Source organism: Streptomyces diastaticus subsp. diastaticus (genome assembly GCF_011170125.1).
Classification (GTDB): Bacteria; Actinomycetota; Actinomycetes; order Streptomycetales; family Streptomycetaceae; genus Streptomyces; species Streptomyces diastaticus.
Window position 1 is genome coordinate 1,432,764 of sequence record NZ_BLLN01000005.1, and the last position, 12,794, is coordinate 1,445,557.

12 protein-coding genes are annotated in these 12,794 nt (G+C 73.5%); 5 read left to right on the top strand and 7 right to left on the bottom strand.

The window, feature by feature from the left end; genetic code table 11:
• Positions 1 to 6: 6 nt before the first annotated feature.
• The 3 genes from Sdia_RS23670 to Sdia_RS23680 all read right to left on the bottom strand — a co-directional run bounded on the left by Sdia_RS23670 (position 7) and on the right by Sdia_RS23680 (position 2,628).
• A complete protein-coding gene (locus tag Sdia_RS23670; RefSeq protein ID WP_003951337.1) occupies positions 7 to 303 on the bottom strand; it encodes a DUF4193 domain-containing protein in 297 nt (98 codons plus the stop codon).
• Between the two features lie 394 nt (positions 304 to 697).
• Positions 698 to 1,969 (bottom strand): sensor histidine kinase, encoded by a 1,272-nt coding sequence (locus Sdia_RS23675; RefSeq protein WP_115069037.1) that lies wholly within the window; start codon positions 1,967 to 1,969, stop codon positions 698 to 700.
• A gap of 5 nt (positions 1,970 to 1,974) precedes the next feature.
• Positions 1,975 to 2,628 (bottom strand): response regulator transcription factor, encoded by a 654-nt coding sequence (locus Sdia_RS23680; RefSeq protein ID WP_033240980.1) that lies wholly within the window; start codon positions 2,626 to 2,628, stop codon positions 1,975 to 1,977.
• A 320-nt stretch (positions 2,629 to 2,948) separates the two neighbouring features.
• On the opposite strand from Sdia_RS23680, the gene Sdia_RS23685 reads away from it, so the two are divergent.
• Positions 2,949 to 3,125, top strand: a complete 177-nt coding sequence (locus tag Sdia_RS23685; RefSeq protein ID WP_164495033.1) for a hypothetical protein — start codon at positions 2,949 to 2,951, stop codon at positions 3,123 to 3,125.
• A 103-nt stretch (positions 3,126 to 3,228) separates the two neighbouring features.
• Here the strand turns inward: Sdia_RS23685 and Sdia_RS23690 are convergent, their stop codons facing one another.
• Both Sdia_RS23690 and Sdia_RS23695 read right to left on the bottom strand, forming a co-directional pair.
• Positions 3,229 to 4,038, bottom strand: a complete 810-nt coding sequence (locus Sdia_RS23690; RefSeq protein ID WP_115069036.1) for an inositol monophosphatase family protein — start codon at positions 4,036 to 4,038, stop codon at positions 3,229 to 3,231.
• A gap of 73 nt (positions 4,039 to 4,111) precedes the next feature.
• Positions 4,112 to 5,227: a ferrochelatase gene (locus Sdia_RS23695; protein ID WP_100457846.1), complete on the bottom strand. Its 1,116-nt coding sequence runs from the start codon at positions 5,225 to 5,227 to the stop codon at positions 4,112 to 4,114.
• A gap of 119 nt (positions 5,228 to 5,346) precedes the next feature.
• Between Sdia_RS23695 and Sdia_RS23700 the strand changes: the two genes are divergently transcribed.
• Positions 5,347 to 6,621 carry an MFS transporter gene (locus Sdia_RS23700; RefSeq protein ID WP_100457847.1) on the top strand — a complete coding sequence of 425 codons (1,275 nt, stop codon included), beginning with the start codon at positions 5,347 to 5,349 and terminating at the stop codon, positions 6,619 to 6,621.
• The gene (locus tag Sdia_RS23705) at positions 6,548 to 7,897 is read left to right on the top strand and encodes a D-arabinono-1,4-lactone oxidase (RefSeq protein WP_100457848.1); all 1,350 of its coding nucleotides are present in this window, start codon (positions 6,548 to 6,550) and stop codon (positions 7,895 to 7,897) included. Before Sdia_RS23700 ends, Sdia_RS23705 begins: the two co-directional genes overlap by 74 nt.
• Positions 7,898 to 7,909: 12 nt before the next feature.
• Here Sdia_RS23705 and Sdia_RS23710 read toward each other — a convergent pair whose 3' ends face one another.
• Entirely contained in the window at positions 7,910 to 9,241 is a 1,332-nt protein-coding gene (locus Sdia_RS23710) for a hypothetical protein (RefSeq protein ID WP_115069035.1), read from the bottom strand.
• Between the two features lie 477 nt (positions 9,242 to 9,718).
• Between Sdia_RS23710 and sepH the strand changes: the two genes are divergently transcribed.
• Positions 9,719 to 10,753, top strand: coding sequence for a septation protein SepH (sepH, locus tag Sdia_RS23715; protein ID WP_100457850.1), 1,035 nt, complete (start codon positions 9,719 to 9,721; stop codon positions 10,751 to 10,753).
• Between the two features lie 89 nt (positions 10,754 to 10,842).
• Here sepH and Sdia_RS23720 read toward each other — a convergent pair whose 3' ends face one another.
• A complete protein-coding gene (locus tag Sdia_RS23720; RefSeq protein ID WP_100457851.1) occupies positions 10,843 to 11,670 on the bottom strand; it encodes a sulfurtransferase in 828 nt (275 codons plus the stop codon).
• Positions 11,671 to 12,050: 380 nt separating this feature from the next.
• Between Sdia_RS23720 and Sdia_RS23725 the strand changes: the two genes are divergently transcribed.
• Entirely contained in the window at positions 12,051 to 12,791 is a 741-nt protein-coding gene (locus Sdia_RS23725) for a VOC family protein (RefSeq protein WP_229831642.1), read from the top strand.
• Positions 12,792 to 12,794: the final 3 nt, after the last annotated feature.

Sequence of the window (12,794 nt, forward strand, 5' to 3'; positions counted from 1 at the left end):
CCTGCCTCAGTCGCAGTCGCGGCAGATGGGCTGGCCGTTCTTCTCGCGCGCGAGCTGGCTCCGGTGGTGCACCAGGAAGCAGCTCATGCAGGTGAACTCGTCCTGCTGCTTGGGCAGCACCCGGACGGCCAGCTCCTCGTTGGAGAGGTCCGCCCCAGGAAGTTCGAGACCCTCTGCGGCCTCGAACTCGTCGACGTCGACCGTGGAGGTGGACTTGTCGTTCCTCCGGGCCTTGAGTTCCTCGATGCTGTCCTCGTTGAGGTCGTCATCGGTCTTGCGTGGGGTGTCGTAGTCCGTTGCCATGTCAGCTCTCCCCCTCTGGGTGTCTGTGATATCTCCAGCGCGGTAACGCCTGGGAGGCCGGACTTGTGCCCGACCTGAGGCGGAGATTTTGCCTCACATCAAGGTCTGTTACTCAATCGACACCCAAACGCACCTCGGAAGAGGTGATCGTCTTGGATGGCGATGGGGACCGTACACGGTCCTGGCGCCCCCTCTCGCACGGGCCGCCTTGTGCACTTCCCGTGATCGACACCTCGGAAAACCCGCATTTTGCAAGGTTTCCCGGGGGGTCTGCGGTCACGGAGAGTAGAAGGACGATCATTCGATCCTGTGATCGATCACACAGCGGAGAACCGGTTTCAGGCCGGGAAAATTCCGCTCAAAGCGAACACGGAAACGAATACCCCGCAGGGCGTCACAAGGGAAGTGTGACACGCATCACGAGTCCTCCGCCTTCCCTCGGCTCCGCGGTGATGCGCCCGCCGTGCGCCCGGGTCACCGACCGGACGATCGACAGGCCGAGCCCGACCCCCTTGTCGCTGCCGGTCCGCTCGGTCCGCAGCCGCCGGAACGGCTCGAAGAGCTGATCGGTCTCGTACGCGGGGACGACCGGCCCGGTGTTGGTCACGACCAGCACCGCCTGCCCGTGCTGGAGCTCGGTGGAGACCTCCACCCAGCCGCCCTCCCCGGGCGGGAGGTTGTAGCGGACGGCGTTCTGCGTGAGGTTCAGGGCGATCCGTTCCAGCAGGACGCCGTTGCCCTGCACGACCGCCTCGGCGATGCGCGGACGCAGTTCCACGTCCCGCTGCTCGGCCTCACCGCGCACCTGCTCGACGGCGCGGGTGGCGACCTCGCCGAGGTCCACCGGCTTGCGCTCGACGATCTGGTTGTCGCTGCGGGCCAGCAGCAGCAGGCCCTCGACCAGCTGCTCGCTCCGCTCGTTGGTGGCGAGCAGGGTCTTGCCGAGCTGCTGGAGCTCGGGGGGCGCGCCCGGGTCGGAGAGCTGCACCTCCAGCAGGGTGCGGTTGATCGCCAGCGGGGTGCGCAGCTCGTGCGAGGCGTTGGCGACGAACCGCTGCTGGGCGGTGAAGGCCCGCTGCAGGCGGTCCAGCATGTCGTCGAAGGTGTCGGCCAGCTCCTTCAGCTCGTCGTCCGGACCGTCCAGCTCGATCCGGCGGGAGAGGTCGGAACCGGCCACGCTGCGCGCGGTCCGGGTGATCCGGCCCAGCGGGGCGAGGACCCGCCCGGCCATGGCGTAGCCGAAGGCGAAGGCGATCACGCTGAGGCCGACCAGGGCCAGCAGCGAACGGCTCAGCAGGTCGTCCAGTGCCTGCTGGCGCTGGTGGTCGATGCAGAGCTTCATCGCGTCGTTGAAGGCACCGGAGCTGGTGAAGCGGCGCCCGGAGAGGGCCGGGCAGGCGTCGCTGTAGATCGTGAACGTGCCCTTGGTGACCTGGAACGGCAGCTCGTTGCTGACGTGGACGGCCTGGGCGGCGAGCAGGTAGATGATCGACAGCAGCAGGATGCCGGCGATGAGGAACATCCCGCCGTAGAGCAGGGTGAGCCGTATCCGGATGGTCGGCCGCAGCCACGCCTGCTGCGGCGGGCGGCGGGGGTCCCAGGTGGGCCTGGGCGGCGCGGGGGGTGTCCTGGGGGGCGCGGGGGGCGGCGCCGGGCTCGCGGCCACGCCGGTCAGATCCGGTAGCCCGAGCCGGGCACGGTCACGATGACCGCGGGCTCGCCCAGCTTGCGGCGGAGCGTCATCACGGTGACCCGGACGACGTTGGTGAACGGATCGGTGTTCTCGTCCCAGGCCTTCTCCAGCAGCTGCTCGGCGGAGACGACGGCGCCCTCGCTGCGCAGCAGCACCTCCAGGACGGCGAACTCCTTCGGGGCGAGCTGGATCTCGCGGCCGTCGCGGAAGACCTCGCGGCGGTTGGGGTCGAGCTTGATCCCGGCGCGCTCCAGGACCGGCGGCAGCGGGACGCTGGTGCGCCGTCCCAGCGCCCGGACCCGGGCGATCAGCTCGGTGAAGGCGAAGGGCTTCGGGAGGTAGTCGTCGGCGCCGATCTCCAGGCCCTCGACGCGGTCGCTGACGTCGCCGGAGGCGGTGAGCATCAGGACCCTGGTGGGCATCTGGAGCTCGACCACCTTGCGGCAGACGTCGTCGCCGTGGACCAGCGGGAGGTCCCGGTCGAGGACGATCACGTCGTAGTCGTTGACGCCGACACGCTCCAGCGCGGCGGCCCCGTCGTACACGACGTCGACGGCCATGGCCTCCCGGCGCAGTCCGGTGGCCACCGCATCGGCGAGCAGCTGCTCGTCCTCGACGACGAGTACACGCACGTCGCTGATCCTTTCGCAGGGCACCCCCTGCGGGCGCCGGTCCTTCTGATGGGGCTCCATCCTGCCCCTTTCGGCCATAAACCGGCGGTAAGGCGAAGGCCACCCCGAAGGGAAGGAAGGATTCCGCAAGTCGGCGGAACCCCGAGGTTTCCGGCGTCGGGGGCGCGGGGAGGACGACTGCACACCCGCGATCACCCCCGGCATGTGGCTCATGCCACGTCCGGCATTCCCCGGCGGAGCCGCCCCGGGTTCGTGATCACCCCTTTTTCGAGGCACACCCCCGTGCCGCCGACCCACCCACCTTGACGAGGGGGCGCACCATGGACGCATTCACCGCAGGTCTGCTTCAGCGCATAGAGGCCACCGAGTCGGACCTGACCCGGGCCCAGGAGACCGGGGACGACTTCCTGGCCGAGGTCGAGCAGGGCGAGCTGGAGGATCTCCAGCGGCTGGCCGCCGAGCACGGCGTCCAGCTCCACCCCGCCTCCACCGCCTGACGCGCACCCACCGAGCACGGCGCACGCGGCCGGGCCCCGGTCCCCTGCCGAGAGGGGGCCGGGGCCCGGCCGTGCGACGTGCGCAGGCGTCGGGGGCGGCCGGTCAGCCGAGCGTCCCGTCGTGCCACGCCCCGTACGCCTCCAGCCGCTCCTGGAGCGGCTCGAAGAGACCGGGCGGGGCGGCCACCGCCAGCTCCGTGGAGGCGGGCGCGCCGGGGCGTCCGCCGGTCAGGGCGCCGGCCTCGCGCGCGATCAGCTCGCCGGCCGCGTAGTCCCAGGGGTTGAGGCCCCGCTCGTAGTACGCGTCGAGGCGGCCGGTGGCGACGTCGCACAGGTCGATCGCGGCGGAGCCGCCCCGGCGGATGTCGCGGACCTCGGGGATGATCCGGGCGGCGACGGCGGCCTGGTGGGCCTTGCGGTCGGCGAGGTAGCCGAAACCGGTGCCGACCAGGGCGCGGTCCAGCGCGGGCGCGGCATTGACGTGCAGGGGGCGGTCGTCCAGGTGAGCGCCGCCACCGAGGACGGCGCGGCAGGTCTCGCCGCGCATCGGCGCGTGGACGACGCCGACGACGGTCACCCCGTCGCGTTCGGCGGCGATGGAGACGGCCCAGGCCGGGCGGCCGTACAGGTAGTTCACCGTGCCGTCGAGCGGGTCGATGATCCACCTCACGCCGCTGGTGCCCTCGGTGCTGGCACCCTCCTCGCCGAGGAAGCCGTCCTCGGGCCGGCGGTCGGCGAGGAAGCCGGTGATCATCTTCTCGGAGGCGATGTCCATCTCGGTGACCACGTCGATGGCGCTGGTCTTGGTGGCGGCCACCGCGAGGTCGGCGGGCCGGCCGTCGCGCAGGAAGTCCCCGGCGCGGCGGGCCGCCTCCAGGGCGAGGCCGAGCAGTCCGGTGTTGGGGTCGGTCACGGGCTGATGCTCCTAGCGATGTCTGACGAATCCGGTGCGGTCTCCCGCGGGTCTCCGGGTGGAACCGGTCGGGTCAGTCCAGGCCCGCGGCGGCGGGGCGCGGCGAGCGGGCGGGGCAGCAGCCCACCGGGCAGATGTCGTGGCTGGGGCCGAGCGCCCCGAGGGCGCAGCGGGCGGGGTGCTCGCCGCGTTCGGTGGCGGCGCGTTCCAGCAGCAGGTCGCGGACGGCGGCGGCGAAGCGCGGGTCGGCTCCGACGGTGGCGGAGCGGCGGACCGGCAGACCCAGTTCGGCGGCCTTGGCGGTGGCCTCGGTGTCGAGGTCGTAGCGGACCTCCATGTGGTCCGAGACGAAGCCGATCGGCGCCATGACGACGGCCGGGACGCCGGCCGCGTGGCGTTCCTCCAGGTGGTCGCAGATGTCCGGCTCCAGCCACGGGATGTGCGGGGCGCCGCTGCGCGACTGGTAGACGAGCGACCACGGGTGGTCGACGCCGGTGCGCGTCCGGACCGCCTCGGCGATCACCCGGGCGGTGTCGAGGTGCTGCGCGACGTAGGCGCCGCCGTCGCCGTGGTCCTCGCGGGGCCCGGAGGTGTCGGCGGCCGCGTCCGGGATGGAGTGCGTGGTGAAGGCGATCTCGGCGCCGTCGCGGACCTCTTCGGGCAGGTCGGCGAGGGAGGCGATCAGCCCGTCGATCATCGGCTCCAGGAAGCCCGGGTGGTTGAAGTAGTGGCGGAGCTTGTCGATCCGCGGCGCCGGCAGTCCCTCGCTCTCCAGCGCGGCCAGCGCGTCGGCGAGGTTCTCGCGGTACTGGCGGCACCCCGAGTACGAGGCGTACGCGCTGGTGACGAGGACGGCGATGCGGCGGTGTCCCTCCTTGACCATCTCCCTCAGCGTGTCGGGCAGGTACGGGCTCCAGTTCCGGTTTCCCCAGTACACCGGCACCTCGACGCCGTGCTCCGCGAAGTCGGCGCGCAGCGCGGCGAGGAGGTCGCGGTTCTGGGCGTTGATGGGGCTGATCCCGTCGAACAGGTAGTAGTGCTGCCCCACCTCCTTCAGCCGCTCCTCGGGGATACCGCGGCCGTGCGTCACGTTCCGCAGGAAGGGGACGACGTCGTCGGGTCCCTCGGGACCGCCGAAGGAGAGCAGCAGGAGGGCGTCGTAGGGGGTCGCATCGCGCACATCGGACATGTCTCGATCCTGCCACCAGCCCCGCCGCGCGAGGAATCGGGGCTGCGGTCGCGTCGCGCGGACCCGTAAGCTGTATGGGCCGTCTTGGCACCTTACGTTCAGTTGTCCCGGAGCCCCCCTTGCCCAGCCCCTACCGCGCCATCTTCTCCGCCCCGGGCAGCAGGGGTTTCTCCGCCGCCGGATTCGTGGGCCGGCTGCCGCTGTCCATGATGGGCATCGGGATCGTCACGATGATCTCGCAGCTCACCGGCAGGTACGGGCTGGCCGGCGCGCTGTCGGCGACGGTGGCGCTGTCGGCCGCGCTGATCGGCCCGCAGATCTCGCGCCTGGTCGACCTGCACGGTCAGCGCCGGGTGCTGCGGCCGGCCACCCTGGTGGCGCTGACGGCGGTGACGGGGCTGCTGCTCTCGGCGCAGTTCTCCCTGCCGGACTGGTCACTCTTCCTCTTCGCGGCGGGGATCGGGGCGGTGCCCTCCATCGGCTCGATGGTCCGCGCCCGCTGGGCGGCGCTCTACCGGGACCAGCCGCGCCAGCTGCACACCGCCTACTCCTTCGAGTCGGTGATCGACGAGGCGTGCTTCATCTTCGGCCCGATCGTCTCCATCGGCCTGTCGACCACCTGGTTCCCGGAGGCGGGTCCGCTGCTGGCCGCGGTCTTCCTGGCGACGGGCGTCTTCTCGCTCACCGCGCAGCGCGCCACCGAACCGGTCCCCCACCCGCGAGAGCACCACACCAAGGGGTCCGCGCTGCGCGCCGGGGGGCTCCAGGTACTGGTCGGCACCTTCGTGGCGACCGGCGCGATCTTCGGCGCCGTCGACGTGGTCACGGTGGCGTTCGCCGAGGAACAGGGTCACAAGGGCGCGGCCAGCCTGGTGCTGGCCACGTACGCCGCCGGGTCCTGTCTGGCGGGTGTCGTCTTCGGTCTGCTGCACTTCGGCGGGGCGCCGGCCCGCAGGTGGCTGCTGGGGGTCGTCGCGATGGGCGTGAGTATGATCCCCCTCCAACTGGTCGGGAACCTGCCGTTTCTGGCCGTGGCACTGTTCGTGGCGGGCCTGTGCATCGCACCGACGATGATCACGACGATGGCCCTCGTCGAGCAGCACGTGCCCCGCGCGAAGCTGACCGAAGGCATGACCTGGGTGAGTACGGGTCTGGCGGTCGGCGTCGCTCTCGGCTCGTCGGTCTCCGGCTGGGTGATCGACGCGGCGGGGGCGAGGGCGGGGTACTGGGTTCCGGCGGCCGCCGGGGCCGCCGCGGTCCTCGTCGGGTTCCTGGGGTACCGCCGGCTGAGCAGCCCGGCGCCGCAGCGGGAGGGACCTGATGGACGAGCAGCAGACGCAGGGCAGCACCAGGACGGCGAGCCCGGTACGCACCCGGAACGGGACCTGGCGTAACTGGGCGGGGACGGTCGCCTCGCGCCCCGCGCGCGAGACCGCCCCGGCCTCCGCCGCCGAACTGGCCGGCGCGGTACGCGACGCGGCGGCGCACGGGATGCGGGTCAAGGCGGTCGGCACCGGCCACTCCTTCACCGCGGCGGCCGCCACCGACGGCCTGCTGATACGCCCCGACCTGCTGACCGGCATCCAGATCGACCGCGAGGCCGGCACGGTCACGGTGGCCGCCGGGACCCCGCTGAAGCGGCTCAACGTGGCCCTGGCCCGTGAGGGCCTGTCGCTCACCAACATGGGCGACATCATGGAGCAGACGGTGGCCGGGGCGACCAGTACCGGCACCCACGGCACCGGGCGTGACTCGGCCTCGCTCTCCGCGCAGATCACCGCGCTCGAACTGGTCACCGCCGACGGCTCGGTGCTCACCTGCTCCCGCGAGGAGAACCCCGAGGTCTTCGCCGCCGCCCGGATCGGGCTCGGCGCGCTCGGCGTGATCACCTCGCTGACCTTCGCGGTCGAACCGGTCTTCCTGCTGCGGGCCCGCGAGGAGCCGATGGGCTTCGACCAGGTCACGGCCGAGTTCGACCAGCTCGTCGCGGAGAACGAGCACTTCGAGTTCTACTGGTTCCCGCACACCGGCAACTGCTCCACCAAGCGGAACAACCGCAGCGTGGGACCGGCCGCACCGGTGGGCCGGCTCAGCGGCTGGTTCGAGGACGAGTTCCTCTCCAACGGCGTCTTCCAGGCGGCCAACACCCTGGGTCGCGCCGTCCCCGCGACCATCCCCTCACTGGCCCGCCTCTCCAGCCGCGCCCTGTCCGCGCGCACCTACACGGACATCCCCTACAAGGTCTTCACCTCCCCCCGCCGGGTCCGCTTCGTGGAGATGGAGTACGCCGTGCCGCGTGAGGCGCTCGTCCCCGTGCTGCGCGCACTGCGCGCGATGGTGGACCGCTCCCCGCTGCGGGTGAGCTTCCCGGTGGAGGTGCGGACCGCGCCCGCCGACGACATCGCCCTCTCCACCGCCTCCGGCCGCGAGACCGCCTACGTCGCGGTCCACCTCTACAAGGGCACGCCGTACCAGGCGTACTTCACCGCCGCCGAGCGGATCTTCACCGCCCACGAGGGGCGCCCGCACTGGGGCAAGATCCACACCAGGGACGCCGGGTACTTCGCCGGGGCGTACCCGCGGTTCGCCGAGTTCACCGCGGTACGCGACCGCCTGGACCCCGACCGGGTCTTCGGCAACGACTACCTGCGGCGCGTCCTCGGCGACTGACCCCGGCACCGGTCACCCGGCCGGGGCGTCCTCCTCGGGGGCCGCGCCCGAGGGCACGCCGCCGGACGGCTGACCGGTCGGCTGCTCCGGGTCGCCGGCCGAGGGGGTCGGGGCGGGCGTCGGCGTCGCGTCACCGCCGGGGGAACCGTCCGGGGAGCCGGGCTGCTGTCCGGGCTGGGTGGGCTCCGTGGCGGTGCCGCCGCCGGGGGTGCCGGTGGGGCCGGTGCCGTCCTCGGGTTCCGGGGAGGACGGGGCGGTGGAGGAGCCGTCCGACGGCGCCTCGCCGGAGGGCGTCTCCTCGGGCGCCGGCGCCTTGTCCTCGTCCTGGTCGCCGGCGGGCTGGGAGCGGTTGCCGGTGAGGTTGCTGATGGTGGGCCCCGCGTCACCGCTCAGGGCGTGTCCGGAGATCAGCTCCCAGCCGGTGATGCCGCCCATCGCGAGCACGAAGACGGCGGCCGCGCTGATCAGCGGGCGCTTCCAGCGGCGAGGCCGCGCCTGGTGGGTGCTGGCCGCGCCGAAGTCCCCGGAGCCCGGGGCGGCGGCCGTGCCCGGGGCCCCGGGCACGGTATGGAGCAGACGGGTGGCCCGGTCCGCGTCGGCGCCCTCCGCGGGGCGGCCGGGCACACCGGTGGCGGCGGAGCCGGTCCCGGCGAGGAACTGAGTGGCGTCCGGACCGGCCCGGCCGAGCAACTGGGTGGCCTCGGGCCCGGCGGGGGCCGCCGGGCTTCCGGGGCGCGAGCGGGCGGGACCGACCTGGCGGAGGAGCTGGGTCGTCTCGGCGACGGCCGGGGGCTCGCCGGGGGCGGTGTGGGCGGCGGCCGGGCCGGCCTCGCCCAGCGACGGGATGGCCTCCGGGCCGGCGGGGCCCGCCGGACCTCCGGGACGCCGGACCGCGGGGTCGACCCGCTGGAGGAGCTGGGTCGCCTCGGCGACGGCCGGGGGCTCGCCGGGGGCGGTGTGGGCGGTGGCGGGGTCGGCGGAGGCGATGCGGCCGGGGGCGGGGTCGGCGAGCGGATCGGGTTCCGGGTCCGCTCGGAAGGTGTCGGGGACGTCCGGACCGGTCTCGCCCTTGGGGCGGACGTGCGCCACGTCACGGAACTGCTCGCCGGTGCGGCGGAAGAGGTGCTGGAAGACGCTGCCCCCGGTGGTGGCCACCACGCTCATCACGCCGGCGCCGATGACGGTGCCGTAGACACCGAGCTGGGAGGCGGCGACGGCGCCCGCGACCGCGGCCACGGCCGAACCCGCGACCTGGGGAACACTCAGATCGATGCGCTTCTCGTCCTGTTGCGGCTCCTCACCGCTCCGGGGACCGACTTCCTGCACCCGCGTGGTCTCGCGCATCTCCCGCCTCTTTTTCGCCCTTCTCGTTCACCCTGCACCACAAAACGACAATTGGGCGAATCGAATGGTTCCACTTCTGGGGGTTTTGTGAAGCAGGCCACCCCGCGAGCCCGCCGGACGACAAAGGCGTCGACCAACTCCCGCCCCCTGTGAGAGGTTCAGCGGCGTGCCGGTCCACCCCCGTGGCCCGAATGGAGTACTGTTGCGAGCCCTGGGTCCGGTCTCCCACCTGGGTTTCCTTCAGGCCCCGAGGGGTCGGCCGGAGCCGTCGGGAGAGGGCTTCACGGCACCGGGTGAGTCGCGTGGGCACGCCACGCGGCGCAATCAGGAACGGCGACATCACGGTGGCGCGGGACTCACGTCCGGCCCACCGGACAACTCGGCAAGGTTGTGGTCGGCTGCACCCGGGCAGACCACACACGACTAGCGGAAGCAGCGACGCACGTGACGTCGGCAGGCACCACCCGGGAGGTTCCCATGCCCGAACTGCGTGTCGTGGCCGTCAGCAACGACGGCACACGGCTGGTGCTCAAAGCTGCGGACAGTACGGAGTACACGCTTCCGATCGATGAGCGGCTCCGGGCCGCCGTCCGCGGTGACCGGCCTCGTCTCGGCCAGATCGAGATCGAGGTCGAGAGCCACCTGCGCCCGCGCGACATCCAGGCGCGGATAAGGGCCGGTGCCTCCGCCGAGGAGGTCGCCTCGCTCGCCGGAATCCCCGTGGACCGCGTCCGCCGCTTCGAGGGCCCCGTCCTCGCCGAGCGCGCCTTCATGGCCGAACGCGCCCGCAAGACACCCGTGCGCCGCCCCGGCGAGAACACCGGCCCCCAGCTCGGCGAGGCCGTCCGCGAGCGTCTGCTGCTGCGCGGCGCCGACCGCGACACCGTGCAGTGGGACTCCTGGCGCCGTGACGACGGCACCTGGGAGGTGCTGCTGGTCTACGGCGTCGCCGGTGAACGCCACTCGGCGAGCTGGAGCTACGACCCGCCGCGCCGCCTGGTCCAGGCGGTGGACGACGAGGCGCGCTCGCTGATCGGCGAGTCCGACGACGCCTCGGCGCCCGAACCCAGCTTCCCCTTCGTGCCGCGCATCGCCCGGCTGCCGAGGGAGCGGCCGGAGCGGCCCGAGCGCGGCCCGCACACCACCGAGCCGGAGACCGAGGACCTGCCCGCCACCGCCGAGCAGGGCGGCCGGGACTCGCTGACCAGTCTGCTGGAGGCGGTGCCGAGCTTCCGCGGCGACCTGGTCGTGCCGGAGCGGCCGGCCGCCGAGCGTCCGCTGGAGGAGCCCGAGCAGGAGCAGGAGGCCGAGGAGCCGCCCGCCCCCGCCGCCTCGGCCGGTTCGGCCTACGCGGACGTGCTGATGCCGCGGGCCGTGGCGGCCCATCGCGACCGGCTGATCGGCTCCACCGACCGGCAGGCGGAGGCGGACGGCGTCCGGCCGGGCCGCCGGGCGGCTGTTCCGAGCTGGGACGAGATCGTCTTCGGGACCCGGCGCAAGAACAAGGAGTAGCGGTTCTCCGCACCCGCGCGGCAGGGCGGCCCGGCCACCGGTGAGGTGGCCGGGCCGTCCTGCCGTCTGCGGTTCAGCACGTCCGTGGTTCAGCCCGGCTGCGGGCCGGTGGCGACCGGGCGGGCGGGGTCGGCGGACCAGTCGGACCAGGAGCCGACGTAGAGGGCGGCGTCCACGCCGGCCACCGCCAGGGCCAGTACCTCGTGGGCGCCGGAGACGCCGGAGCCGCAGTAGACGCCCACCTCCTTGCCCGGCCCCGCGCCCAGGGCGGCGAAGCGTTCGGCGAGTTCGGCGGCGGGGCGCAGACGGCCGTCCTCGGTGGTGTTCTCCGTGGTCGGGGCCGAGAGGGCGCCCGGGATGTGGCCGCCGACCCGGTCGATCGGTTCCACGTCGCCCCGGTACCGCTCGGCGGCGCGGGCGTCCAGGAGCACCCCGGAGGCCGCCAGCGCGGCGGCGCCGTCCGCGTCCAGCAGCGGCAAGCGGCCGGGGGCGGGGAGGAAGTCGCCCGGCTCCGGCGACGGTTCGCCCGTCTCCAGCGGTCCCTCCCACGCGGCGAGCCCGCCGTCGAGGACGCGTACCGAGGGGTGCCCGGCCCAGCGCAGCAGCCACCAGGCACGCGCCGCCGCCCAGCCCTGGCCGCCGTCGTAGGTGACGACCGGGCGGCCGGCGTCCACCCCGGCCGCGCGCATCGCGGCGCCGAACCGCGCCACGTCGGGCAGCGGGTGCCGGCCGCCCTGGCCGGAGCCGCCGGCCAACTCGCGGTCCAGGTCGACGTGGACGGCGCCGGGCAGGTGGCCGGCCAGGTAGGCGGGGCGCTCGCCGGGACCGCCGAGTCGCCAGCGGATGTCGAGCAGCACGGGCGGGCGAGGGCCCGCGAGTTCCCCGGCGAGTTCGGCTGCGGTGATGATCGCGTTCATGGAGCCATCCTCGCGCACCGGCGCCGCGCGGGGAGGTCGGCCGGGGAAGCCGGCCGGTCACCCGGGAGGCGTACCGTCTGTACGGACGCACGTACTCCGGGTGATCCCGGACTGTGACCTCTGGGCCATGGCGTGGCAACGGGTGAGAAACGAGGGATCGGGCAGGCTGCGCTTACGCGGGGTGCGGTCCGGGTGTGGACCCGGACGTGCGGGACGCCTTCGGCGGCGTACCGGCACGGTGTGGCGCGCGCCCGACGACGGACGGTCCGAGGAGAGAGTGGCAGATGAGAGTGGTGCGGGGGCAGGGAATGGACCAGAGAACCGGGCTGGACGCCGGCTCGGAGCGACCGGTGCCCGGCACACCGTGCTGGGTGAGCCTGATGGTCGACGACCTGGCGGCGACCCAGGAGTTCTACGCGCGGCTGTTCGGCTGGGAGTTCCAGCCCGGGTCGCGGCAACTCGGTCCCTACACGCGGGCGTCGCTGGACGGCCGGGTGGTGGCCGGGCTCGGGCGGCGGCCCGAGGGGCGGACGCTGCCGGTGGCGTGGACGCCGTACCTGGCGACGGACGACGTGGATGAGACGGCCGGGACGGTCCGGCACTGCGGCGGCACGGTCGCGGTGGGGCCGCTGGACGCGGAGGACGCCGGGCGGCTGGCCGTCGCGGCCGACCCCTCGGGCGCGGTCTTCGGGATCTGGCAGGGTCGCGAGCACCGGGGGGCCGCGGTCGAGGGCGTGGCCGGTTCGGTGCTGTGGCACGAACTGGAGACACCGGAGACCACCGGTGTCCTGCCGTTCTACCAGGCCGTGTTCGGCTACGACGTGGACCCGGCCCCGGTGGGGGACTCGGCGACACTGCTGCTGGAGAAGCGTCCGGTCGCCTCCGTGGAGGGCGTCGGGCCGGCGCTCGGCGAGGGGGGTGCGCCGCGGTGGCGGACCCATTTCGCCGTCGACGACCCGGACGAGACCGTCAACCGGGTCATCGAGCTGGGCGGGCGGGTGCAGCGACCGCCGCGCGAGGGCACGTACGGGAGGACCGCCACGGTCGCCGATCCCGCGGGCGCCGTCTTCACGGTGGCCCGCCCACGGCCCCAGGCCGGAGCCGCGGGAACCGCGGCCTGACGG